The organism is Streptomyces sp. NPDC020875, assembly GCF_040641415.1.
Taxonomy (GTDB): domain Bacteria; phylum Actinomycetota; class Actinomycetes; order Streptomycetales; family Streptomycetaceae; genus Streptomyces.
On sequence record NZ_JBFADP010000006.1, the window covers coordinates 1 to 25,829 of the forward strand.

Consider the following 25,829-nt stretch of genomic DNA (forward strand, 5'->3'; position numbering starts at 1 on the left):
CACTCCCCCAGCCGGGCCGCGAACACCTCGGACTCCCGGGCGAGCCCGGCGGCCATCCCGGCCCACTGGGCGCCCTGCCCGGGGAAGACCAGGGCCGTCCTGCCGGGGGTGGTGGCGGCCCGGCCGACGGCGGCGGCGCCGGAGGCGATCTCGGTGAGGGCGGCCCGGAGTCCGGCCCGGTCGCGGCCGACGGCCACGGCCCGGTGTTCCAGGGCGGCCCGGCCGTGCGCGAGGGCGCGGGCCACATCGGCGGGGTCGTCCGGCGCGTCGTCGGCGGCCAGGGCGAGCAGCCGGGCCGCCTGGTCCCGAACCGCGGCCTCGGTGGCGCCGGAGACGGGCCAGATCAGGGCGGTGTCGCGGGGAGCGGCGGCCGGTCCGGAGCCGTTCGCGGGGGCATCGGCGTCGGGCGCCGGGGCTCCGGGTACGGCGTGTCCGGCGGCGTCGGCCGCCGTCGGCTGTTCCACGATCACATGGGCGTTGGTGCCGCTCAGTCCGAACGACGACACGGCAGCCCGGCGGGGCCGCCCGTCGGCGGTCTCCCACGGCAGATCGCCGGTGAGGAGTTCGACGGCGCCCGCCGCCCAGTCGACGTGCGGCGACGGCTCGTCGACGTTCAGGGTCCTCGGCAGTACGCCGTGCCGGATCGCCATCACCATCTTGATGACCCCGGCGACCCCGGCGGCGGCCTGGGTGTGGCCGATGTTCGACTTCACGGAGCCCAGCCGCAGCGGCCGGTCCTCCGGCCGGTCCTGACCGTAGGTGGCGAGCAGCGCCCCGGCCTCGATCGGGTCGCCGAGCCGGGTCCCCGTACCGTGCGCCTCGACGGCGTCGACGTCCGCGGTCGTCAGTCCGGCGTCCGCCAGGGCGGCCCGGATGACCCGCTGCTGCGAGGGGCCGCTGGGGGCGGTGAGTCCGCTGGAGGCACCGTCCTGGTTGACGGCGGAGCCGCGCAGTACGCCGAGGACCCGGTGGCCGTTGGCGCGGGCGTCGGAGAGCCGTTCGAGGAGCAGCATTCCGGCGCCCTCGCCCCAGGCGGTGCCGTCGGCGGCGGCGGCGAACGCCTTGACCCGGCCGTCGGCGGCCAGGCCCCGCTGGAGGCTGAACTCCACGAAGGTGTCCGGGGTCGACATCACCGTCACCCCGCCCGCCAGGGCGAGGGAGCACTCCCCCGCGCGCAGGGCCGCCGCCGCCGAGTGCATCGCCACCAGCGACGACGAGCAGGCGGTGTCGACGGTCATCGCCGGGCCCTCCAGGCCCAGGGTGTAGGCGATCCGGCCGGAGAGGATGCTGCCCGCGGTGCCGTTGCCGAGATAGCCGGCCAGCTCCTCGGGGACGTCGCGGACCCAGGAGCCGTAGTCGTGGTACATCACCCCGGCGAAGACCCCGGTGGCGGTGCCCCGGACGGCGCGCGGGTCGATGCCCGCGCGTTCGAACGCCTCCCAGGAGACCTCCAGCAGCAGCCGCTGCTGCGGATCCATCCCCAGGGCCTCGCGCGGGGAGATCCCGAAGAACTCGGGGTCGAAGTCGGCCGCGTCGTGCAGGAAGCCGCCGTCGCGGACGTACGAGGACCCAGCCCGGCCCGGCTCGGGGTGGTAGAGGGCGTCGGTGTCCCAGCCCCGGTCGGCGGGGAAGCCGGAGATGCCGTCGGCACCGGAGGAGACCAGCTCCCACAGCCCTTCGGGGGACGTGACCCCGCCGGGGAAGCGGCAGGCCATGCCGACGATCGCGATCGGCGCGTGCCGCTCCTCCTCGATCTCGCTCAGCCTGCGCCGCGCCTCACGGAGATCGGAGGTCGCCCGCTTGAGGTAGTTGAGAAGCTTTTCTTCGTTCCCCACCGACGTCACCCATCGCTCCGGTCGACCGATTACGGGTTCGCCGTCGACCACGGAACGCGACGCACTTCTTCCCGGTCCGTTCGTCCCGGCGTCCGGGAGCCACCGGTGAACTCCCCGGTGTTTCCCGTGCCTTGAATTCGATAACGGCGGCGGTCCGTTTATCGGATCGCCGAATTGAGGACCGTGACGGGGATGCGTCGGTTGTTTCCGTGAACGGCTCGCCCCGAGCTTTCCCAGCTCGATACCGGCCGCACGCTACCGAGCGGAAATCGGCCGAACCACCCCTAACCTGCGGCGGGGCGGCGGGAGTGGGCCCCGCGGCGGGCCCGGCCCGGCGGCCCTTAGGGGTTGCGGCGGACCCGCTCGGGGTCGGACCGTGGATCACCAGGATTGTGTCCGTGATGTGCGCACGCGAATGAGGCTGCGGAATATGTCATCTGCGATGCCTTCGAGCCGCTGGCTCCGAAGCTTCCATCCCGCCCCCGACGCGCCCACCCGGCTGGTGTGCCTGCCGCACGCCGGCGGGTCGGCGACGTACTACTTCCCGGTGTCGAAGACCCTGTCACCGGGGGTGGAGGTGCTGGCGGCGCAGTACCCAGGCCGCCAGGACCGGCGGTCGGAGCCGTGTCTGGAGTCGATCCCCGAGCTGGCCCGGCAGCTCGCCGGGGAGCTGGCCGGGTGGACCGACAAGCCGCTGACCCTGTTCGGGCACAGCATGGGCGCCAGTGTGGCGTTCGAGACGGCACGGCTGCTGGCGGAGACCGGTGTCCCGGTCCTGGGGGTGATCGCCTCGGGCCGCTGCGCGCCCTCCACCGACCGGGTGGAGACCGTCCATCTCCGCGACGACGAGGGGATCCTGCGGGAGCTGCGGGAACTGGAGGGCACCGATACCGAGTTCCTCGGCGACGACGAACTGGTGCGGATGGTGATGCCCGCGATCCGCGGCGACTACACGGCGGTCGCGCGGTACCGCTGCGCGCCGGGGGTACGGATCCCCTATCCGATCGCGGTCATGGTCGGCGACGCGGACTCCCGGGCCACCGTCGAGGAGGCGCGCGCCTGGGCGGGGCACACCAGCGGCGGCTTCGATCTGCGGGTCTTCCCCGGCGGGCACTTCTACCTCAACGACCGGCCGGCGGAGGTGACCGCGGCCGTCGCGGGCCATATCGCCCGCTGGTCGGCGGTGCCGGACCCGGTGGCCCGCTGACGGCCCGCCGGACGCCGCCGCGCGGACCCGCCGTCGGGCCGCGGCCCGTACGGGGAAACGGGACGGGCCCCTCCCGATCGGGAGGGGCCCGTCCTTTCCTCATCGCCTCCGGGTCCTATCACCGGGTGATCCGCGGTGACGCACCGACCGCCGGGGGTAACGATCGGTGCGACACCGGAAGCGAGCGAACCGGTCCGGGCGGCCGGGGGAAGACCGTCCGGACCGGTGTCCTGGGGGATCAGCGGCTGGTGTGCCGGGCGAAGCGGTTGATGGTGAAGGCGGCGGTGAGGACCAGGATCGGCCCCCACCAGGCGAAGGCGATCCAGACGTCGTTCCCGACCGGAACATCGATCAGCAGGGCGCGGACCGCGTTGACCACGGAGGTGAAGGGCTGGTGGTCGACCACGGCCTTCAGAATCGTGGGCATGTTGTCCGACGGGACCAGGGCGCTGCTGGCGTACGGCAGGAAGACCAGGATCATCGCGTAACCGCTGGCGGCCTCGACGCCGCCGGCGATCACCCCGAGCAGGGTGGCCAGCCAGGAGACGGCGAGCATGAAGACCAGCAGGATCGCGAAGGCGGTGAGCCACTCCCCGGCCGTCGCCTTCGGCCGGAAGTCGACCAGATAGCCGACGCCGATCACCAGCGCGACGGAGAGGATGTTGCGCAGCACGGCGGAGACGACATGGCCGACGAGGATCGCCGCGCCGAACATCGGCATCGTGCGGAACCGTTCGACCAGGCCGTTCTGGAGATCGTTGGCGACCCCGACCGCGGTCGCCGAGGCGCTGAACGCCACGGTGAGCACGATGACACCGGAGATCAGATAGTTCACATAGCTGGGGCCGCCGGTGTTGATCGCGCCGCCGAAGAGATAGCGGAACAGCAGCAGCAGCATGATCGGCAGGGCGATGGCCTGGATGACCTCGTCCATGTTCCGGGTCAGATGCCGCAGGCTGCGGCGGATCATCACCAGGCAGTCGGCGATCACCGGCCCGAGACCGGAGCGGTCCCGGACGGCTGCGATCTGGCTCATGCTGCCCCTCCTCGGGTGCTCGCGGCGACCCCGCCGGTCTTGGTGTCGCTGGTCAGGCTGCGGAAGACGTCGTCGAGGGTGGGCTGATGGAGCGCCATCCGGACGACCTCGGTATTGGTTTCCGCCGCTCGGTTGAGCAGTCGGCGGATGTCCTCGGCTCCGTTGACCGGGACGCTGATGGTGTTCTCGTCCATCCGCTCGCCGTCGAAGAGGGCGTGCGCCATGGAGAGGTCACCGGGGGCGAAGGTCAGCTCGACCCGCTCGGAGCCGATCCGGCCCTTGAGTTCGGCCGCGGTGCCGTCGGCGACGACCCGGCCGCCGTTGATCACCGCGACCCGGTGGGCGAGCTGGTCCGCCTCCTCCAGATACTGGGTGGTCAGCAGGACCGTGGTGCCGTCCGCCATCAGCTGGCGGATGGTGTCCCACATCGCCATCCGGCTGGTGGGGTCGAGGCCGGTGGTCGGCTCGTCGAGGAAGAGCACCGGCGGCTTGTTGATCAGGCTGACCGCCAGGTCGAGCCGGCGCCGCATACCGCCCGAGTAGGTCTTCGCGGGCCGCTTGGCGGCCTTCTCCAGATTGAACTGGGCCAGCAGCTCGGCCGCCCGGCGCCGGGCGCCGCCCGAACCGAGGCCGAACAGCTGGGCCATCATGACGAGGTTCTCCTCGCCGGTGAGCAGGCCGTCCACCGCGGTGGCCTGACCGGTGAGCCCGATGACCCGGCGGACCGCCTTCGGGTCGCGGAGCACGTCGTGCCCCTCGACAAGGGCCGAGCCGCCGTCCGCTTTGAGGAGTGTGGTGATGATCCGCACCGTCGTGGTCTTCCCGGCGCCGTTGGGCCCCAGCAGGGCCAGCATCGTGCCGCGCTCCACTTGCAGATCGACCGACTCCAGAACCGCCACGTCGCCGAACGACTTACGCAGTCCTTTCACTTCGATCGCGTAGCTACCGGTCATCCAGACACATCTCCCACGAGAACCTCATACCCGAAACCGTATACGCCCTAAACTCAGGTATAAGTGATACAGGGTTTCCTGAACACTGTCAAGCCGATCACGGAGAGCGATGACTGTTAGCCGAAGAAACAAAGAAAGCCAGGTCAAGACCCTGGAAGTGTTGTGGGGCAGTGAACCCGGCCGCTCGGCCCGTGGGCCGAAGCGGGGCCTTTCGGTGGAGAAGATCGCCTCGACGGCCATCGAGATCGCCGACGAGAAGGGCCTCGACGGGCTCTCCATGCAGCATGTCGCGGGCCGGCTGGGTTATACGGCGATGTCGCTCTACCGCTATGTCCCGGGCAAGGAGCAGCTGGTCGACATCGTGTACGACCGGGCTCTGGGCCCACCGCCGGGCCGGGGCGATTCCGCCGACGGCGCCGCCGGAACCACCGGGGAACCGGCGGGGGACGGGCGGGACTGGCGCGGGGGTGTCTACCGGTGGGTGCGGGCGATGCTGGGGGTGTACTCCAGCCATCCGTGGCTGCTGGACATCACCACCAGCGCCCCGCCGCTCGGCCCCAACCAGCTTGCCTGGTTCGACGCGCTGCTCCAGGAGGTGTCGGACATCGGCCTCGGCGACGACGAGATGGTGCATCTCGTACTCTTCGTCACCGGCGCCGTCCGCGACCTGGCCCGGACGTCGAGCGAGCTGGCGGCGTCGCCGGACCGGACCGGGGTGTCCGTGGAACAGATGGCCGAGGGGTACTCCCACGCCCTGAAGGACCTCGCGGACGGCACCCGCTTCCCCGCCCTGTCCCGGGTGGTGTCCGCGGGGGTGTTCGAGCCGTCGGAGGAGCCGTACAACGACATCGTCCCCAGCCTGGAGTTCGGTCTCCAGCGGCTGCTGGACGGAGTCGAGAGCCATGTCCGCACCCGCAGGACCGGGACCACGGCGGTCTGATCGGCCGACGAACGGCCGGGCCGACGAGATGACGAAACGTCTCGGCGGCCCGGCCTTCGCCGTATCCGGCCCGGTCGGAACCGGCCCGGTCCGGCCCGGCGCGGTCCACGGTTGTCGCGTACGGCAGCCCCGCCCCGGCTCGCCGGGTCGCCCGGGGCCGTCGTGTCGCCCGGCCCGGCGCCCCGTAGGGCAGACGACCCCCGGACCTCGGTTCGGGAACCCCTGTCCCGGTCCCGCGCACCCCCTGAACCCGCCGGTTCCGGGCCCGTAAAGGCAACACGGGGTGCCCCCACCGGACCCGGTGGAGACACCCCGCCGCGTACCGCCGGATCAGGAGGGGTCGGTACCCCCGCCCAGCGCCAGGCTGATCAGGGCCTCGCTGTCCATGGCGTCGATCGCGCCGCCCTCGGGCTCGCCGTCGCCGTCTCCCGGGGTGGCCGGGGCCGCTCGGCCGGAAGCGGCCAGGGCGAGCAGTCCGTCCAGGAGGCCGGTCTCGCGCAGCCGGGACACCTGGACGGTCGCCAGCGCGTCCCGGATCCGGGACAGTACGGCCTCGTCCTCGTCGGCGCCCGCCGCCGCTGTCGCCTGAGCCGGGTCCGCCGGGGTTTCGGCGGGGGCGAGTTCGGTGGCGAGATGGGCCGCGAGGGACCGGGGGTCGGGATAGTCGAAGATCATGCCCGCCGGGAGCCTGAGCCCGGTGACGAGGGTGAGCTTGTTCCGCAGCCCGACGGCCGTGAGCGAGTCGAAGCCGGTCTCGTTGAACGGCCGGTCGGGGTCGATCTCCCCCGCGTCGGCGAGGCCCAGGATCCCGGCCGCGTGGGTCCGTACGAGATCGAGCAGGGCGGGCTTGCGCTGGTGCGGCGCCATGGCCGCCAGCCGCTCCCGCAGCCCGCTCCCCCCGCCGCCGCCCGCCGGGGCGTCGTCGGCGGTGCGCCGGGCGCCGCCGCCGACGAGTCCGGCGAAGAGCCCGGGGACCTCCTGGGGCGGGAGTTGGGCCAGGGCCCCGGTGTCCAGTTTGATCGGGACCAGCAGGGCCCGGTCGTGGGTTCCGGCGGCGTCGAGCAGCGCCAGCCCCTCCGCCGCCGTCAGGGCGCCGATCCCGGTCTTGGCGATCCGGGTGGCGTCGGCCGCCCCCATGCCGTCGGCCATCCCGTCGCCGCCGGTCCGCCACAGGCCCCAGGCCAGGGACGTCGCGGAGCGGCCGGAGGCCCGGCGCCGCTCGGCGAGGGCGTCGAGGAAGGCGTTGGCCGCCGCGTAACTGCCCTGCCCGGGGGCGCCGAGCAGTCCGGCGGCCGAGGAGAACAGGACGAAGTGGGTCAGTTCCAGTCCGGCGGTGAGGGCATCGAGATGGAGGGCAGCGTCCACCTTGGGCCGCAGTACGGCCGCGAGCCGGTCCGGGGTCAGGGCGGTGACGACGCCGTCGTCGAGGACGCCCGCCGCGTGCACCACGGCCCGCAGCGGCCGGTCCGCCGGTACGGCCGCGAGTACGGCGGCCAGCGCGTCCCGGTCGGCGACGTCGCAGGCGGCCCAGGCCACTTCGGCGCCCGCCGAGGTCAGCCGGTCGGTCAGCTCGGCCGCGCCGGGGGTGTCCCCGCCGCGCCGGCCGACGAGCAGCAGCCGCCGTACGCCGTGGCGGGTGACGAGGTGCCGGGCGACCTCGCCGCCGATGGCGCCGCCCGCGCCGGTGAGCAGGACGGTGCCGTCGGGGTCCCAGCCGGGGGCGGTCGCCGTGGGCGCGGTCCTGGCCAGCCGGGGCAGCCGCAGGCTGTCGCCGCGCAGGGCGACCTCGGCCTCGCCGCAGCCCGCGGCGGCGGCGAGCCGGGCGGCGCCGGGCGGCGGTCCGTCCGGGGCGAGGTCCACCAGGACGATCCGGTCGGGGTGTTCGGCCTGCGCGGAGCGGACCAGTCCGCGGACCGCCGCGCCCACCGGGTCGATACCGGTTCCGGTGGGGCCGTCGGCGACGGCGCCCCGGGTGACGACGACCAGCCGCCGGTCGGCGTACCGCTCCTCGGTCAGCCACTCCCGCAGCACGCCGAGGACCCGGGTGGTCTCCGTGTGTACGGCCCCGGCGGTCGGCGCCCCGGAGGGGGAGCCCTCCGGGGCGTGTCCCGCGGGGTCGGTTCCGCACGGCAGGACGAGCGTGCCGGAGCCGTCGAGTCCGGTCGTCACGGGCGCGCCGACGGCGGCGGCGAGCCCCCAGCGGTCGGGCCCGAGGACGGTCCAGTCAGCGGGCGCGGTGGCCGCCGGGAGCGGCCTGCGCTGCCATTCGACGCCGAAGAGGGTGTCGGTGGGCGCCGTGGCGGGCGCGGCGGGCGCGCTCGTCCCGGCGGCGGGCCGCAGCCGCAGGGCGCCGACGGTGAGGACGGGCCGTCCGCCGCCGTCGGCGATGTCGAGGGCGGCGGTCCCGGTTCCGGCGGGCCTGACCCGGACCCGTACGGCCGTGGTGCCCACGGCGTGGAGTTCGACGTTCTCCCAGGTGAAGGGGAGGACGGGGGCGTCGGATCCGGCGGCGCTGAAGCCGATGGCGTGCAGTACGGCGTCGAGGAGGGCCGGGTGGACGCCGAAGCGTTCGGCGCCGGAGCGGGCCGCGGGCGGCAGTTCGACCTCGGCGTACGCCTCGTCGCCCGCCCGCCAGACGGCCTTCAGGCCCTGGAACGCGGGCCCGTAGGCGACGCCCTGTCCGGCGAGGTCGGTGTAGAGCCCGTCGACGGGTACGGGTTCGGCGCCCGGCGGCGGCCAGGCCGTGAGGTCGGTCGGCGGTACGGGCGCGGCGGGGGCGAGGACGCCGGTGGCGTGCCGGGTCCACGGCGTCCCTTCGGGGGCGCCTTCGGTCCGGCCGTGGACGGTGAAGGTCCGGGTGCCGTCGTCGCCGGGGGCGCCGACCGCGAACTGGAGCCGTACGCCCGCCCGTTCCGGCAGGGCCAGCGGCGCTTCGATGACGAGTTCGGCCAGGTGGGGGCAGCCGACGGCGTCCCCGGCCCGGATCGCGGACTCGACCAGCGCCGCGCCGGGGTAGAGCGTGGCCCGGTTGACGACGTGGTCGGCCAGCCAGGGGTGGGTGCCGAGGGACACCCGGCCGCTGAACAGCAGGCCGCGGGCGTCGGCGAGTTCGGTTCCGGAGCCGAGCAGCGGATGCTCATCGGGTCCGGCGCCGCCCGCGGTGGACGCCAGCCAGTAGCGCTGTCGCTGGAAGGGGTAGGTGGGCAGGTCGGTGTGGGGCAGGTCGCCGAAGTGGGCCCGCCAGTCGACGGCGGCGCCGCCGGTGTGCAGGGCGCCGAGCGCGGCGAGGAAGGCGTCCCGTTCGGGGGTCTTCCCGGCCAGGGTCGGGGTGGTGACGGCGTCGGGGGTCCGTTCGGCGGTGATCTCCCGGACGAGGGCGGTGAGGGTGTTGCCGGGGCCGAGTTCCACGAAGCGGGTGACGCCCAGGTCCTCCAGGGCGCGGACCGCGTCGAGGAAGCGGACGGGTTCCCGGACCTGGCGGGCCCAGTAGCCGGGGGTGCGGAGTTCGTCCCCGGCGGGGGCGCCGGTGAGGGTGGAGATCAGCGGCAGGCCGGGTTCGGCGAGGGTGATCCGCGACGCGGCCTCGGTGAGGTCGCCCAGCATGGGGTCCATTCGGGCGGAGTGGAAGGCGTGGGAGACCGTCAGCCACCGGGTGCGGTCGAAGCGGTCGGCGAGTCCGGTCAGGGTGTCGCGGTCGCCGGAGACGACGACGGAGCTCTCCGCGTTGACGGCGGCGATCGCGGCGCCGTCGGGGAGCGCGTCGCGTACAACGTCCTCGGTGGCGGCGATCGCGAGCATCGCCCCGCCTTCGGGCAGGGCCTGCATCAGGGTGCCGCGGGCGGCGACCAGCGCGCAGGCGTCGTCGAGGGTGAGTACTCCGGCGGCGTGGGCGGCGGCGAGTTCGCCGATGGAGTGTCCGGCGACGGCGTCGGGCCGGACGCCCCGGGACTCCAGCAGCCGCAGCAGCGCCACCCCGACGGCGAACAGGGCGCTCTGGGTGAAGACGGTCCGGTCGAGCAGGGCCGCGTCGTCGGACTCCGGCTCGGCCCACATGACGTCCTTCAGGGGCCGGGGCAGCCGGGGGTCGAGCCCGGCGCACACCGCGTCCAGGGCGGCGGCGAACTCCGGGTATTCGTCGTACAGTTCGCGGCCCATTCCGGTCCGCTGGGAGCCCTGTCCGGAGAAGAGGAAGGCGGTACGGCCCTGGGCGCGGGCCTCGCCCCGGACGACGCCCGGCGCGTCCTCGCCGTCGGCGACGGCCATCAGTCCGCGCAGGAGCTGGGGCGCCCGGGCGCCGATCACGACCGCGCGGTGCTCCAGGGCGGCCCGGGAGACGGCGAGGGAGCGGCCGGTGGCGGCCAGGTCGCGGTCGGGGTCGTCGTTGAGGTAGGAGAGCATCCGCTCGGCGTGCGCGGCGAGGGCGGCCCGGGTCCGGCCGGAGAGCAGCCACGGTACGGGGCCGGTCGCGGCACCGTCCGTACCGGCGTCGTCCGGTTCGGTCCGGGCGTCTTCGGCGGGCGGTTCCTCGACGATGACATGGGCGTTGGTGCCGCTGACGCCGAACGACGAGACGCCCGCCCGGCGCGGGCGTTCCCCGCGCGGCCAGGGCGCGGCCTCGGTCAGCAGCCGGACTCCGCCGTCGGTCCAGTCGACGGCGTCGGACGGGTCGGAGACGTGCAGGGTCCTGGGGAGTTCGCCGTGGCGCAGGGCGAGGATCATCTTGATCAGCCCGGCGACTCCGGCGGCGGCCTGGGTGTGGCCCAGGTTGGACTTGACCGAGCCCAGCAGCAGCGGCCGGTCGTCGGGGCGGCCCCGGCCGTAAGCGGCCATCAGGGCCTGGGTCTCGATGGGGTCGCCGAGCCGGGTGCCGGTGCCGTGGCCCTCGACGGCGTCCACGTCGCCGGGTGCCAGTCCGGCGTCGGCCAGCGCCTGCCGGATGACCCGCTGCTGGGAGGGGCCGTTGGGGGCGGTGAGTCCGTTGGAGACGCCGTCCTGGTTGACGGCGCTGCCGCGGATCAGGGCGAGGACGGGGTGGCCGTTGCGGCGGGCGTCGGAGAGTCGTTCGAGTACGACGAGTCCGGCGCCCTCGGACCAGGTGGTGCCGTCGGCGTCGGCGGAGTACGCCTTGACCCGGCCGTCGGGGGCGAGGCCGCCCTGGCGGCTGAACTCGACGAAGGTCTCCGGTGTCGCCATCACGGTCACTCCGCCCGCGAGGGCGAGGCCGCAGTCGCCGTCGCGCAGGGCGCGGGCGGCCAGGTGCAGGGCGACCAGGGACGAGGAGCAGGCGGTGTCGACGCTGACGGCGGGCCCGGACAGGCCGAGGCTGTAGGCGACCCGGCCGGTGACGATGGAGCCGGAGCTGGCCGCGCCGATGTAGTCGTGGTACTGGACGCCCGCGTAGACGCCGGTATCGCTGCCGCGCAGGGACCGGGGGTCGATCCCGGCCCGCTCCAGGGCCTCCCAGGCGGCTTCGAGGAGCAGCCGCTGCTGGGGGTCGATGAGGGCGGCGTCGTTGGGTGCGACGCCGAAGAGTACGGGGTCGAAGTCGCCCGCGTCGTAGAGGAAGCCGCCCCGGCGGACGTAGCTGGTGTCGGGGCGTCGGCGATCGGGGTCGTGGAGGCCCTCGACGTCCCAGCCCCGGTCGGCGGGGAAGTCGCCGACGGCGTCGCCGCCTTCGGCGAGCAGCCGCCACAGTTCCTCGGGCGAGGAAGCGCCGCCGGGGAGGCGGCAGGCGATGCCGACGACGGCGATCGGGTCGTCGTGCCGGGCGGTGCCGTTGGTCGCGGCGGCCGGGGCCCCGGCGGCGGGGTCGGCGCCGGTCAGCCGTTCCATCAGCTCGTCCACCAGGACGGCGGGGGTGGGGTGGTCGAAGAGGAGGGTGGCGGGGAGCCGGAGTCCGGTGGCCTCGCCGAGGGTGTTGCGGAGTTCGATGGCGGTGAGCGAGTCGAAGCCGAGGCGCTGGAACTCCAGCTCGGGGTCGATCGCGGCGGCCGACTCGTGGGCGAGGACGGCCGCGATCCTCCGGCGGACCAGGTCGAGGACGGCGGGCCGCCGGTCGGCGGCGGGCAGTGCGGCCAGGGTGTCGGCGTACGAGCCACCGGCGGTGCCGGGTGCCCCCGCGGTCGCGGCCCGGCGGACGGTGGTGCCGGTGAGTCCGCGCAGTACGGCCGGGACGTCGCCGCCCCCGGCGCGCAGGGCGGCCGGGACGATCCGGGCGGCGACCACGGTCGGCGCGGCCCGGTCCAGCGCCGCGTCGAACAGGGCGAACCCTTCGGCGTCGGTCAGCGGGGTGAGCCCGCCGCGCGCGTGCCGGGTCAGGTCGGCGGCGTCGAGCGCGCCGCCCATACCGCCCGCCTCGCCCCACAGGCCCCAGGCGACGGAGACGGTGGGCCGTCCCTCGGCGGCGCGCCGTTCGGCGAAGGCGTCGAGGAAGGCGTTGGCGGCGGCGTAGTTGGCCTGGCCGGGCCCGCCGATCACCCCGGAGACCGAGGAGAACAGGACGAACGGCACCGGGCCGTGGGCGCGGACGGCCTCGTCGAGCCGGAGGGTGCCGAGCACCTTGGGCCGCAGCACGGCCGTGAGCTGATCGTGCGTCAGGGATGTGACGACGGCGTCGGCGACGATCCCGGCGGCGTGTACGACGCCGCTGAGCGGCGCTTCGCCGGGTATCCGGCCGATGGCGTCCGCGAGCTGTGCCGGGTCGGCGAGATCGGCGGCGGCCCAGACCGCCCGGGCGCCGAGTGCGTCGAGTTCGGCGGTCAGCTCGGCGGCCCCGGGGCTCTCGGCGCCCCGGCGGCCGAGCAGCAGCAGGCTCGTCACGCCGTGTTCGGCCACGAGATGCCGGGCGACCCGCCGTCCCAGCGCGCCGCCCGCCCCGGTGACCAGGACGGTCCCGGTGCCGAAGGACGGGCCGGTCCCGTCGGCGGGCGCGGCCCGCCGGAGCCGGGGTACGTGGACGACCCCGTCCCGTACGGCGATCTGCGGCTCCCCGGCGGCGACGGCGGCGGCGATCGCCTCGGCCGTCACCCCGTCGGGGTCGTCGCCGTCCACGAGCAGCAGCCGCCCTGGGTGCTCGGCCTGCGCGGCCCGTACGAGCCCCTGGACGGCGGCCCCGGCGAGGTCACCGGGCCCGCCGTCACCGATGGCGACGGCTCCCCGGGTGACGAAGGCGAGCAGATCGTCCCCGTTGTCGAGGACGTGCTGAAGGGCGTCCAAGGCGGCCCGGGTCGCGGCTTCGACGGCTTCGGCGTCGGACCCGGGGGCGGTACGGACGAGGAGGACCCGGGTGGCGTCGGCCCGCTCCCCTCCGTCGGCGGTCACCGGGCCGTCCGCGCGGACGCCGGGCCCGGGATCGGTGCCGCCGGTACGGCCGTCGGATGCGGCCGGGGCCGTGGACCCGGCACCGGCACGGTCCCGGGAGGCTTCGGCCGACGGGGAATTACCGGTGCCGTCGCCCCCGGCTCGGGGGGTGCCGGGGGTCCCGGCCGGTGTCGTGGCGCGGCGGCCGGGGACCGTTCCGGTCCGGTCCTCGTCACCGGCGCGACCGGCACCGGGCCCGTCGGCTGCGGCCGGGGCGGCGGCCCCGGGGGTCGCCGGGGCGAACTCCACCAGCGTCACCGGCGGAAGGCCCGTCGCCGGGGAACCCGGAGAACCCGGGGAAGCCTGGGCCGACAGGGGCTGCCAGGCGACCCGGTACAGCGGACGGGCGGCTACGGCTCCCGGCCCGGCGGCCCGGTCCAGGGGCCGGAACGCGTTGGTCCCGACCGTGGCGACGGGCGCGCCGGTCGCGTCGGCGAAGGCGACGGTGAAGGTACGGGGCCCGGTGGGCCGGAACCGTACCCGCAGGGCGGCGGCGCCCCGGGCGTGGAGTTCGACGCCCGCCCAGGAGAACGGGACCAGGCCCGCTCCCCCGGCCTCGGCGTCCCCGCCGCCCGCCGCGCGCAGGGCGTGGGTCGCCGCGTCGAGCGCGGCGGGGTGGAGGGCGAACCGTTCGGCGTCGGCCGCCGCTTCGGCGGGCAGCCGTACCTCGCCGTAGACGTCGTCGTTTTCGCCGTCGCGCCACGCGGCGGTCAGGGAGCGGAACAGGGGGCCGTACGTCAGCCCGGTGTCGGCGAAGTCGTCGTAGAGCCCGTCGACGTCGGCGGGCCGGGCGCCGGGCGGCGGCCAGGCGGTCAGGGCCGTACCGGGGTGCCCGTCGGAGGGGGCGAGGATCCCGGAGGCGTGCGGGGTCCACGGCTCGTCGGCGGCGGCGTCCTCGGTCCTGGAGTGCACGGTCACCGTACGGCGGGCGTGTTCGTCGGCGGCGCCGACGGCGATCTGGAGCCGTACGCCGCCGGTGGCGGGCAGCGCCAGGGGCCCGGCGAGGACGAGTTCCTCGATCCGGCCGCAGCCGAGGACGTCACCGGCCTGGAGTGCCAGCTCGACGAAGGCGGTGCCGGGCAGCAGGACCGTACCGCCGACGGTGTGTTCGGCGAGCCACGGCTGTGCGGCGGTCGACAGGCGTCCGGTCAGCAGGGCGCCGTCGGTGTCGGCGAGGGTGATGGCCGCGCCGAGGAGGGGGTGGCGGGGGGTGCTGAGTCCGGCGGCGGCGACCTGGTCGCGGGCGCCGCGCCCGTCGAGCCAGTAGCGGCGGTGCTGGAACGGATAGACGGGGAGAGGCACCTTGCGGGCGCCCCGGCCGCCGAGCACGGCGCCGAAGTCGACGTCGACGCCGTCCGCGTAGAGCCGGGCGACGGCCGTCAGCAGGGTCTCGGCCTGCGGCCGGTCGGCCCGCTGGGCGGGCACGACGAGAGCGGCTGCGGCATCGTCCCCGAGGCTCGCGGGGATCTGCGACGCGAGAACGGCGGACGGCCCGATCTCCACCCAGCGGCGGACCCCGGCGGCCCGGAGGGCGGCGACGCCGTCGTGGAAGCGGACGGCCTCGCGGACGTGCCGGACCCAGTACTCGGGGTCGCACAGTTCGTCGGCCCCGGCGATCCGGCCGGTGGTGTCGGAGACGACGGGCAGCTTCGGCGGGGCGTAGGTCAGGGAGCGGGCGACGGCCGCGAACCCGTCGAGCATGTCGTCCATCAGCGGTGAGTGGAAGGCGTGCGAGACCCGGAGCGGGCGGACCTTGCGGCCCTGCTCGCGCAGGCGCCCGGTGACTGCCTCGACCCCGGCCTCCGGTCCGGAGACCACCAGGGACCGGGGGCCGTTGTGGACGGCGACGACGACGCCGTCCGTCAGCAGCGGCAGTACCTCGTCCTCGGTGGCCTCGACGGCGGCCATCGCGCCGCCGGACGGCAGGGCCTGCATCAGCCGCCCCCGGGCGGCGACCAGGGCGCAGGCGTCTTCGAGCCCGAACACCCCCGCGACGTGCGCGGCGGCGATCCCGCCCACGGAGTGGCCGATCAGCAGATCGGGGACGACGCCCCAGGACACCAGCAGCCGGTGGAGGGCGACTTCGTGGGCGAAGAGGGCGGGCTGGGTGACGGCGGTCCGGTCGAGCGCCCCGTCGGGCCCGTCGAACAGCAGGGGCTTCAGCGGCTCGGGGAGCAGCGGGTCGAGTACGGCGCACACGGCGTCGAGTTCGCGGGCGAAGCCGGGGAACGCGGCGTACAGCTCACGGCCCATGGCGGCGCGCTGGGCGCCCTGCCCGGAGAAGAGGAAGGCGACGGGCCCCGACTGGGCGGTCCCGGTGGTCGCCGCCGGGGACTCGGCACCGTCGGCGACGGCCGTGAGCCCGGCCCGTACGCCCGCCGGGTCGGCGGCGAGGACCACGGCCCGGTGCCGCAGCGGGGACCGGGTGGTGGCGAGGGAGTACCCGAGATCGAGCGGCCCGGTGCCCTCCCCGTCGAGCAGCCCGGCGATCCGGCGGCCCTGGGCGCGCAGGGCGGCGGGCTCGGCGCCCGACACGACGACGGGCACGGGGACGCCGGGGAGCCACGGCGCGCTGACGGCGCCGTCGGCGGGGACGCGCCCGCCGTCCGCACCGGCGGTCGTCGCGGCCGAACGGCCCGTGGAAGGGGCGGACGTGCCGTCAACGGGCACCGGCCCGCCGCCCGACGGCCCTGCGGCGCTCGTGGCGGCACCGGGAGCCGCGCCCGCACCGTCGGCGGGGGCGGACACGCCCTCCGCACCGCCCGGCCCGGCGCCTCCGGGCACCGGCCCGCCGTCCGGCCGCCCGGAGACCCGGGCCGTCGCGTCCGCGCCCGTACGAGCCGAAGCGGTATCGGCGGAGCCGACGGCGGTACGGCCACCGGAGGCACCGGCCCCGGCGAGGCCCGCCGACGCACCGGTCCCGGCGAGTTCGTCGCTCCCGGCGGAACCGGCGGCCACGGCGGTACGGCCACCGGAGGCACCGGCCCCGGCGAGGCCCGCGCCATCGGAACCGCCCGTGGAGCCGGTGGACTTCCCGTGGACGGACACCGACCCGTCACCGGACCGCCCGGGTTCGTCCGCGTCGGCCCCTGCGGAGACCCGGTTCGTCGCGTCCGCGCCCGTACGCCCGCCGGACGCACCGGCCCCGGAAGTGGCGGCCGTCTCCGGGCCCTCGGCCGCGCCGGAGGCGTCCGGCGCCTCCTCCAGGATGATGTGCGCGTTGGTGCCGCTGACGCCGAACGACGAGACGCCCGCGCGGCGCGGGCGGTCGTCGGCGGCGGGCCAGGGGCGGGCGGTCTCCAGGAGGCGGACCGCGCCCCGGGTCCAGTCGACGGCCGTCGTGGGGCGGCTGATGTGCAGGGTCCTGGGGAGCAGCCCGTGCCGCAGGGCCAGGACCGTTTTGATGACGCCGCTGATCCCGGCCGCCGCCTGGGCGTGGCCCAGGTTGGACTTCACCGAGCCGAGCCAGAGCGGCCGGTCCTCGGCGCGGTCGGCGCCGTAGACGGCGAGCAGCGCCTGGGCCTCGATGGGGTCGCCGAGGGTCGTACCGGTGCCGTGGGCCTCGACGGCGTCGACGTCGTTCGGGGAGAGCCGCGCGGCGGTGAGGGCCTGCCGGATGACGCGCTGCTGGGAGAGTCCGTTGGGCGCGGTGAGCCCGTTGGACGCGCCGTCGGAGTTGACGGCGCTGCCGCGTACGACGGCCAGGATCTCGTGTCCGTTGCGGCGGGCGTCGGAGAGGCGTTCCAGCAGGACCAGGCCCGCGCCCTCGGACCAGCCGGTGCCGTCGGCGTCGTCGGAGAACGCCTTGCAGCGGCCGTCGGGGGCGAGGCCGCCCTGGCGGCTGAACGCCTGGAACGGCGACGGTGTCGACATCACCATCACCCCGCCCGCGAGGGCGAGTCCGCACTCCCGCTGCCGCAGCGCCTGGACGGCCAGGTGCAGGGCGACCAGCGACGACGAGCAGGCCGTGTCGACGGTGAGCGCCGGGCCCTGGAGTCCGAGGCTGTAGGCGATCCGGCCGGAGATCACGGAGCCCGCGGTACCGGTACTGAGGTAGTCGTCGGCGACCTCGGCCATCCGGTCGGGCGCGACGCCGTCGTAGTAGTCCTGGCTGCCGCTGCCGACGAAGACGCCGACGCGGGAGCCGTGCAGGGTGTGCGGGGCGATGCCCGCGCGTTCGACGGTCTCCCAGGCGAGTTCGAGGGCGAGCCGCTGCTGGGGGTCGAGGGCGAGGGCCTCGCGGGGCGAGATGCCGAAGAAGGCGGCGTCGAAGTCGCCCGCGCCGGAGAGGAATCCGCCGCGCGCGTACGCGTCCCCGGCCTCCGGTCCCGAACCGGAGCCGCCGTCCGTGGAGCCGTCCGCCCCGCCGCCCGTGCTGAAGATCGTCTCGGGGTCCCAGCCCCGGTCGGCGGGGAGGGGGCCGATGGCGTCCCGCTCCTCGGTGACCAGCCGCCACAGGTCGTCGGGGGATCCGACCCCGCCGGGGAAGCGGCAGCCCATCGCCACCACGGCGATCGGTTCCTGGTCCGCGTTCTCCAGCTCCCGCAGCCGCTCCCGCGTCTGGTGGAGGTTGACGGTGACCCGCTTGAGATAGTCGACGAGCTTGTCTTCGTTAGCCATCTGCCCTCATGTCCGTTCCGGCGGTGCGGTCAGCTCGCCCCGAGTTCGTTGTCGATCAGGTCGAAGAGGTCGTCGGCGGTGGCCGTGCCGATCCGGTCGGCGACCCCGGCCCCGGCCGGTCCGCCGCCCGCCTCCGGTTCGGCGCCCAGGGCCGCCGTGACCCGGTTGGCGAGCGCCGCCAGCCGGGCCCCGAGCCGGGCGCCCTCGATCTCCTCCCGGGAGAGCGCGTCGATCCGCGCCTCCAGCCGGTCGAGTACGGCGCTCACGGGTACGTCGCCGTCCGCGCCGCCGCCCGATGGGCCGCCGGGCGTCCCGTTCTCGTAGAGCAGGCTCCACAGATGCGCGCCGAGCGCCGCCGGGGTGGCGTGGTCGAAGACGACGGTCGCCGGGAGCGGTACGCCGCAGGCGGTGGCGAGCCGGTTGCGCAGGTCGACGGCGGAGACCGAGTCGAAGCCGGTCTCCTTGAACGCGCGGCCCGGTTCGACGGCCGCCGCGCTCTCGTGGCCGAGGACGACGGCGACATGACCGGTGACGAGGTCGAGCAGGCGCCGCCGCTGTTCGGGTTCGGGCCTGGCGGCGAGTTCGGCGACCAGGGCGGGGGTGCCGTCGGCGGTGGTCTCCGTACCGGGGACGGTGGCGGTGTCGTCGGCGCGGTCGGCGCGGTGGGCGTCGGGCAGATCGCGCAGCAGGGGCCGGTCCCGGCCGAGGGTGTAGACGGGGGTGAAGCGGTCCCAGTCGATGTCGGCGACGACGAGATGGCTCTCGCCGTGGTCGAGTGCCGTGCCGAGGGCGTCGACGGCCAGGCCGGGGTCCATCTCGGGCAGGCCCATCCGGCTGAGGTGGGCGCCGCTGTCGGCGCCCGCCATTCCGGCGCCCCAGGAGCCCCAGGCGACGGAGGTGGCGGGCAGGCCGCGGGCGCGGCGGCGCTGGGCGAAGGCGTCGAGCCAGGCGTTGGCGGCGGCGTAGGCGGGCCGTCCGGACGTGCCCCAGACGGCGGCGCCGGAGGCGAACAGGACGAACGCCTCCAGGGGGTGTCCTTCGAGCGCCGTTTCGAGGAGGGCGGCGCCGCGCGCCTTGCCACGCAGGGCGGCGGCGAAGGGTTCGGGGCCGGTCTCGGCGAGCGGGGGTTCGTCGGGCAGGACGCCCGCCGCGTGGTAGACGGCGGTCAGCGGGGGTCGGTCGGTGGCGGTACGGAGTCCGGTGACGAGCCGGCCGACGGCTTCGGGGTCGGCGAGGTCGCAGGCGGTGACGGTCACCCGGGCCCCGGCGGCGGTGAGTTCGGCGGCGAGTTCGGCGGCACCGGGCGCTTCGGCGCCCCGGCGGCTGGCGAGGACGAGGTGTTCGGCGCCGGTGTCGGCGAGCCATCGGGCGATCCGGGCGCCGACGGCTCCGGTGCCGCCGGTGACGAGGACGGTGCCGTGGGGGCGCCGGGGCCGCTCGGGTTCGGTGCCGCCGAGGGGCGCGCGGACCATCCGGCGGGCGAAGGCGCCGCCGTGCCGGAGGGCGACGGCGTTCTCGCCCCGGCCGGTGGTGCCGCCGATGACGCCGTACAGCCCGTCATCGGACCCGGCCCCGAGCCCGGTGGCGCTGTCGGGGGCGAGGTCGACCAGTCCGCCCCAGGAGGCGGCGGGGAGGTCGAGCCCGAGGACGGTGCCGAGGCCCCACAGGGTGGCGGCGGCCGGGTCGGCGTCCTCGTACGGGTCGACGGCGACGGCACCGGAGGTGACGCACCACAGCGGGGCGTCGACGGCGGCGTCGGCCAGGGCCTGGACGAGGGTGAGGGTGCGTTCGGTGGCGCGCGGCAGGCCGGGGGTGTCCTCGCCGCCCGGGTCGAGGGCGAGCAGGGAGAGCACTCCGGCGGGCGGGGTGTCCCCGGCGGCGGCCCGCAGCCGGTCGGCGAGCGTCGCCCGGTCGGGCGGACCGCCGTCGGTGCCCGCCGTGTCGAGGGTGACGACGGTGGCGCCCCGGCCCGCGAGCCCGTTGGCGAGGGCGGCGGCCCGTACGGCGGCCGGATCGGCGGTGTCCGAATCCGGCGGTACGGCCGCCGGGGGCGGCGGGATCACGAGCCAGGTGCCGGTGAGGGCCGGGGGCCGCCCGGTGGTGAGGGGCGCCCAGTCGATCCGGTACCGCCAGGAGTCCAGGACGGCCCGGCGTTCGGCGCCCCGCCGCCAGGCGGCGAGGGCGGGGACGACCGCGGTGAGCCGGTCGGCGGGCAGTCCGAGGGTCCGGGCCACGGCGTCCGTGTCGCCCGCGGCGACGTCCTGCCAGAGGGCGGAGTCGTCGGCGGCGGGCGCCGGTTCGGCCCCGGCGGGCCCGGCGGCCGGGGTCGAGGCGTTCTCGCCGATCTCCCAGTAGCGGGTCCGCTCGAACGGGTAGGTGGGGAGGTCGACGGTGCGCGCGCCGGGGAAGAAGGGGGTCCAGTCGGGGGCGGCGGCCCCGGCCGTGTACAGCTCGGCCAGGGAGTGCGCGAACCGCCGCGTACCGCCTTCGTCCCGGCGGAGGGTGCCGCCGACGACGGCTTCGGTGCCGAGCGCGCCCGCGGTCTCCTGGACGCTCATGGTGAGGACCGGATGCGGGCTGGCCTCGACGAAGGTGGTGTGGCCCTTCTCGGCCAGCGCCGCGACGACGGGCGCGAAACGGACCCGGCCGCGGAGGTTGCGGAACCAGTACCCGGCGTCGAGTTCGGTGCCGTCGACCCAGTCGCCGGTGACCGTGGACATCATGGGGATGGTGCCCGCGACGGGCGCGACGGGCGCCAGGTCGTGGTGGAGCCGGTCGCGCAGGGCCTCGACATGGGCGGAGTGGGACGCGTAGTCGACGGGGACCCGCTTGACCCGTACGCCGTCGGCGGCGAACCGGGCCGCGAGCGCGTCCAGCGCCTCGCCGTCCCCGGCGAGTACGGCGGATCCGGCGCCGTTGTCGGCGGCGACGGAGACCCGGTCGCGGTACGGCTCCAGATACTCGTCGGCGCGTTCGGCGGCCAGCCCGACGGCGAGCATCCCGCCGCCGCTCCCCGCCAGGGTCTCCCGGATGGCGCGGCTGCGCAGGGCGACGACCCGGGCGCCGTCGGCGAGGGAGAGCGATCCGGCGACGCAGGCGGCGGCGATCTCGCCCTGGGAGTGGCCGATGACGGCGTCGGGTTCGACGCCGTGGGCCCGCCAGAGGGCGGCGAGGGAGACCATCACGGCCCAGAGCAGCGGCTGGACGACGTCGACGCGTTCGGCGGGCGGCGCGCCTTCGGCGCCGTACAGCACGTCCCGTACGGTCCAGTCGGTGAAGGGCGCCAGGGCTGCCTCGCACTCGGCGAGCCTGCGGGCGAAGACCGGTGATTCGGCGAGGAGTTCGGTGGCCATGCCGGGCCACTGGGAGCCCTGGCCGGGAAACACGAAAACGATACGGCCCCGGGGGCCGGTGCCGCCGCCCGTACCGGTGATCACGGCGGGCGCGGTCTCCCCGGCGGCCAGGGCGCGCAGCCCGGCGGCGAGTTCGGCCCGGTCGGTGCCGAGGACGACGGCCCGGTGCTCGAAGGTGGAGCGGCCGGTGGCGAGGGAGAGCCCGATATCGGCGGCCGTGATGTCGGTGTCGGCCGTGGTGGCGGTGGCGGTGGCGTCACCGGAAGCGGTGTCGGCCCGGGCCGCGAGCCGCCCGGCGGCGGCTCGTAGCGCGCTGTCGGTCCGGGCCGACACCACCACGGGGACGATCCGCGGCCCGGGGGCACCGGCCGCGGCATCGTCCGGTTCGAAGGCGCCCGGCGGGGCCGGGTCACCGGGGGCGGGCGCACCGGATTCGAGGGCGCCCGCGGCGACGGCTTCGAAACCCTCGATATCGGCGTCCGTGTCGGCGTCGGGATCGGCGGCTTCGGCGTCGTGCTCGGCGGGCTCGGGGGCGGCCTCCAGCACGATATGCGCGTTGGTGCCGCTGAAGCCGAAGGAGGAGACGGCGCTGCGCCGGACCCGGCCGGTCTCGGGCCACGGCACGGTGGACGTCAGCAGCTCGACGGCGCCGGACGACCAGTCGACGTGCCGGGACGGCTCGGCGAGATGCAGGGTCTTCGGCAGGGTGCCGTGCCGCATGGCGAGCACCATCTTGATGATCCCGGCGACCCCGGCGGCGGCCTGCGGATGGCCGATGTTCGACTTGATGGAGCCCAGCAGCAGGGGCCGTTCGGCGGGCCTGCCCGCGCCGTAGGTGGCGAGCAGGGACTGTGCCTCGATCGGGTCGCCCAGCGGCGTGCCGGTGCCGTGCGCCTCGACGGCGTCCACATCGGCGGTGGTCAGCCCGGCGTCCGCGAGCGCCTGCTGGACGACCTTCACCTGGGACGGCCCGTTGGGCGCCATCATCCCGTTGCTGGCCCCGTCCTGGTTGACGGCCGTGCCCCGGACGACGGCGAGGATCCGGCGGCCGTTGCGGCGCGCGTCGGAGAGCCGTTCCAGGACGAGGACGCCCACACCCTCGGCCCAGGCGGTCCCGTCGGCGTCATCGGAGAACGACTTGCAGCGGCCGTCGGGCGCGAGCCCGCGCCGCCGGCTGAAGTCGAGGAAGATCTCCGGGGTGCCCATCACGGCGACACCCCCGGCGAGCGCGAGGGAGCACTCGCCGGAGCGCAGCGACCGTACCGCCAGGTGCAGGGCGACCAGCGACGACGAACAGGCCGTGTCGACGGAGACCGCCGGACCCTCCAGGCCCAGGTTGTAGGCGACCTGACCGGAGATCAGACTGCCGCCGGGCGCGTTGCCGACATAGTCGTGGTACATGACGCCCGCGAAGACCCCGGTGGCGCTGCCCTTCAGGGTCTCGGGCGCGGTCCCGGCCCGCTCGACGGCCTCCCAGGACGCCTGGAGCAGCAGCCGCTGCTGCGGGTCCATCCGGGCGGCCTCCAGCGGGGAGATCCCGAAGAACGCGGCGTCGAACTCGGCCGCGTCGTAGAGGAATCCGCCTTCGCGGACATATGTCTTCCCCGGCTTGTCGGGCTCGGGGTCGTAGAGCCGCGCGGTGTCCCAGCCCCGGTCGGCGGGGAAGCCGCCGATGGCGTCCCGCTCCTCGGCGACCAGCCGCCACAGGGCGTCGGGGGTGTCGGCGCCGCCGGGATAGCGGCAGCTCATCCCGACCACGGCGATCGGCTCGTGCCCGCGCGCCTCGACGTCCCGCAACCGCTGCCGCGTCTGCTGCAACTCGGTGGTCGCGCGCTTGAGATATGCGCGGAGCTTCTCCTCATTCGCCATCGCGGCGCCCCGTTTCCCAGATGTCAGACCCGCATCGCAACCCGGCACGCGGAACGGATCCGTCGCGAGATCGCGGACCCGGCGTTCCTCCGCCCGACCGACGCGCCGCCTGGGACGCTACCGACGTCGCCGCACGTCACCCACCCCTAATCTGCGCCCCGGGGCGGCCACGGCCCGGGTGTGGGGTACCCGCCCGGACGCGCTCCGGCGGCACGAAGGGGCCCACCGCGCCCGGCCGGAACCCCGCTCCGTACGCCGCCTGCCGGGCCCGGGCCGACGCTCCTTTCTCGCGGTGCTCCGCGACGGAACGTGCTACGAATCGCGGCCGTCGGCCGTACTCACCCGACCCGGGGGTCCGCGACGAGTACGACCCGACCGGCCTCGGCGTCGAAGCCGAGCACCGGATGCCCGTAGTCGCCCTCCGCGCTCATCAGCACCGGCTTGCCCAGCCGGAGCCCGATCTCCCGGAGGAAGCCGCAGAACACATCGAGTCGTTCCTGGCCCTGCGACTCCCGCAGGTCGACATCGAAGTCGATCTCGTCGTCCGCGAGGAACCGGAAGATCGCCAGCACATCGGCAGTCGGCCGGACCCGCAGCTCAGGGCAGTCGGCATCCGCCGGGCGGGACAGCGCTTCCGCCGCCCGGGCAGCGGAAGCACCGTCTCGCCCTCGGAGTACCGGTACTTCCAGCCCTTCTCCGAGAGGAGATCGAGGAGCGCCTGCCAGTCCGCTACGGAGGCGTTCGGGACACGCACGTCCGGCAGCCAACCCATCGAGTCCGGGTCGAAGAAACAGCTCACGTCGTCCCACAGCAGATCGGCCACGGCGCCATACTGTCCGGCTCCCCGGCCCGACACACCCCCGTTTCCCTCGCCCGGAAACACAGGGGTCTCCGGGCCACGGCCCGCTCCTTACGGCCCCGGCCCGAGCCGGAGGACGGCCCCGAGCCGGGCCCGCAGCGCCTCCCGGGGCTCCGACGTCCTCAGGCCGCCGCCGCGACCAGTCGTTCCAGGACCGGGACCACCTCGCGCGGTGACGGCATCGCGGCGGTCTCGGCCGCCAGGGCGCGGGCCCGGTCGCGCGGGCCCCCGTCCGCGAGGAGGGCGCGCAGGGCGTCGGGGGTGCCGGGCGGGAGGGCCGCGCCGGTCCCGGCGGCGCGTTCGGCGACCGACGACACCCGGGTGCCGCCCGCCGCTCCGGTGACGTACTGCGGCAGCCCGTACGCCACCGCCGCCGCGGTCAGCGCCGCGCCGCCGTCGTGGATCACGGCCGCGCAGGTCGGCAGGGTGGCGGCGACGGGAACGGTGTCGAGGATCCGGGTGTGCGCGGGCAGCCGGAGCCCGGCCGGGAGCCGGTTCTGGGCGTCGGGGCCCAGATCGCAGACGAGTTCGGCGTCGACGCCCGCCGCGGCCTCCAGTACCGCGACGACCGTGGCGTCGGAGAGGTCGCCGGTGACCAGGATCCGGGGGCGGCGGACCTTCCGGCCCAGCCAGGACGGCAGTTGTGCGGGGCCGCCGTAGAACACGGGCCGGACGGGGATCCGGTCGGTGTGCTCGGGGCGGCGCAGCGACGGCGGCAGGGTGTCGAGTACGGCCGCGGCGCCGGAGGTCGTGGCGGGGTCGAACGGCCCGGCGGCGCAGACGTTGACCAGGCCCGCCTTGGCCGCCGCCTCGGCCCCGGCGGGCGCGTCGCCCTCCCACAGCAGCAGGTCGGGCCGCCACAGGGCGGCGTGGGCCAGCAGTCCTTCGACATCGGCGTGGTCGTCGAGTACGGCACCGTTCCGGGCCGGGTACCCGGCGGTGCCACCGGGGCCGTACCGTCCGCCGCTCCCCGGGTCGTACGCCGATCCGCCCCCCGGGCCGTCCGCCGTCCCGGGCCGGTCGGCGTACGGTCCGGCGGCCGTGCCGTCGTAGCCGTCGCCGGTCCCGTCGGTGGGGTTCCGGGTCCCCTCGGTGGCGTACGGCTCCGTACGCCCGGCGCGCGCGGCGGCGGCGCTTCCGCCGGACCCGACGCCGGACGCGGCGCCCGAGGCATCCGCACCGGCACCGGGTCCGGCCGCCGGGCCGTCGGAGCCGACGGGTACCGCGACGAATCCGGTCATGGTGACGGTCTCCATGAAGCCGGGGCGGCCCGCGATCTGGGTCTCGTGCCCGGCGGTACGCAGGGCCCAGGCGAGCGGCATGAGGGCGTGCAGCCGGTCCGGTGCGGACGGGGTGACGAGCAGAACTCTCATGGTGGCCCCTTTCCAGGGTACGGCGAGCGGTTCCGCCGGCCGGTGGGTGACCCGGTCGCGGAGCGGAGGCGGGGGGTTTCCGACGCTATCCCGCCGGGCGGCCGAAACCGCCCCTAGGGGCGGTGCGCTAGGGGTAGCCGGGGGCCGTCCCGGCGACGGCGGAGCCGGGTCGGGGCGGCGGGGGCGGCGGCCCCGGCCCGGCCGGTTAGGGGTTGGCCGGGCCGCACCGCGCGCCTAGCCTCGGCGACGATCACCGCCACGAGGCCGCGCAGGCGTCGTCGCCCGATTCCTCATCCACAGCCACCCGCCCGGGCGGGTCGGCACGCACCCAATCCACCAGCCCCGACGCCCGTACCGGGTGACGGCCGCCCTCGACGGCGGCCGGCCGCCGGTACGGAGCCGACGGCCGGGCCCGGCCGGGTCCG

8 protein-coding genes and 1 pseudogene are annotated in these 25,829 nt (G+C 75.7%); 2 read left to right on the top strand and 7 right to left on the bottom strand.

Features of this window, described 5'->3' with window-relative positions:
• The coding region (locus tag AB0G74_RS05035) for a beta-ketoacyl synthase N-terminal-like domain-containing protein (protein ID WP_361140866.1) at positions 1-1,835 on the bottom strand (1,835 nt) is incomplete at its 3' end.
• A gap of 430 nt (positions 1,836-2,265) precedes the next feature.
• Between AB0G74_RS05035 and AB0G74_RS05040 the strand changes: the two genes are divergently transcribed.
• A complete protein-coding gene (locus AB0G74_RS05040) occupies positions 2,266-3,042 on the top strand; it encodes an alpha/beta fold hydrolase (RefSeq protein WP_361140868.1) in 777 nt (258 codons plus the stop codon).
• 238 nt (positions 3,043-3,280) lie between these two features.
• Here the strand turns inward: AB0G74_RS05040 and AB0G74_RS05045 are convergent, their stop codons facing one another.
• The gene (locus AB0G74_RS05045) at positions 3,281-4,078 is read right to left on the bottom strand and encodes an ABC transporter permease (protein ID WP_361140870.1); all 798 of its coding nucleotides are present in this window, start codon (positions 4,076-4,078) and stop codon (positions 3,281-3,283) included.
• The gene (locus tag AB0G74_RS05050; RefSeq protein ID WP_361140872.1) at positions 4,075-5,031 is read right to left on the bottom strand and encodes an ATP-binding cassette domain-containing protein; all 957 of its coding nucleotides are present in this window, start codon (positions 5,029-5,031) and stop codon (positions 4,075-4,077) included. The genes AB0G74_RS05045 and AB0G74_RS05050 overlap by 4 nt, the downstream gene beginning before the upstream one ends.
• A 214-nt stretch (positions 5,032-5,245) precedes the next feature.
• Between AB0G74_RS05050 and AB0G74_RS05055 the strand changes: the two genes are divergently transcribed.
• Positions 5,246-5,971, top strand: coding sequence for a TetR/AcrR family transcriptional regulator (locus AB0G74_RS05055; protein ID WP_361140874.1), 726 nt, complete (start codon positions 5,246-5,248; stop codon positions 5,969-5,971).
• A 330-nt stretch (positions 5,972-6,301) separates the two neighbouring features.
• On the opposite strand, the gene AB0G74_RS05060 is transcribed toward AB0G74_RS05055, so the two are convergent.
• The 4 genes and pseudogenes from AB0G74_RS05060 to AB0G74_RS05075 form a co-directional block, all read right to left on the bottom strand.
• On the bottom strand, positions 6,302-17,950 hold the full coding sequence (locus AB0G74_RS05060) for a type I polyketide synthase (RefSeq protein WP_361140876.1): 11,649 nt from the start codon (positions 17,948-17,950) through the stop codon (positions 6,302-6,304).
• A gap of 29 nt (positions 17,951-17,979) precedes the next feature.
• Positions 17,980-23,172: a type I polyketide synthase gene (locus AB0G74_RS05065; RefSeq protein WP_361140877.1), complete on the bottom strand. Its 5,193-nt coding sequence runs from the start codon at positions 23,170-23,172 to the stop codon at positions 17,980-17,982.
• A 338-nt stretch (positions 23,173-23,510) separates the two neighbouring features.
• Positions 23,511-23,995, bottom strand: a pseudogene (locus AB0G74_RS05070) (hypothetical protein).
• A 158-nt stretch (positions 23,996-24,153) separates the two neighbouring features.
• The gene (locus tag AB0G74_RS05075; RefSeq protein WP_361140879.1) at positions 24,154-25,404 is read right to left on the bottom strand and encodes a nucleotide disphospho-sugar-binding domain-containing protein; all 1,251 of its coding nucleotides are present in this window, start codon (positions 25,402-25,404) and stop codon (positions 24,154-24,156) included.
• Positions 25,405-25,829 lie beyond the last annotated feature (425 nt).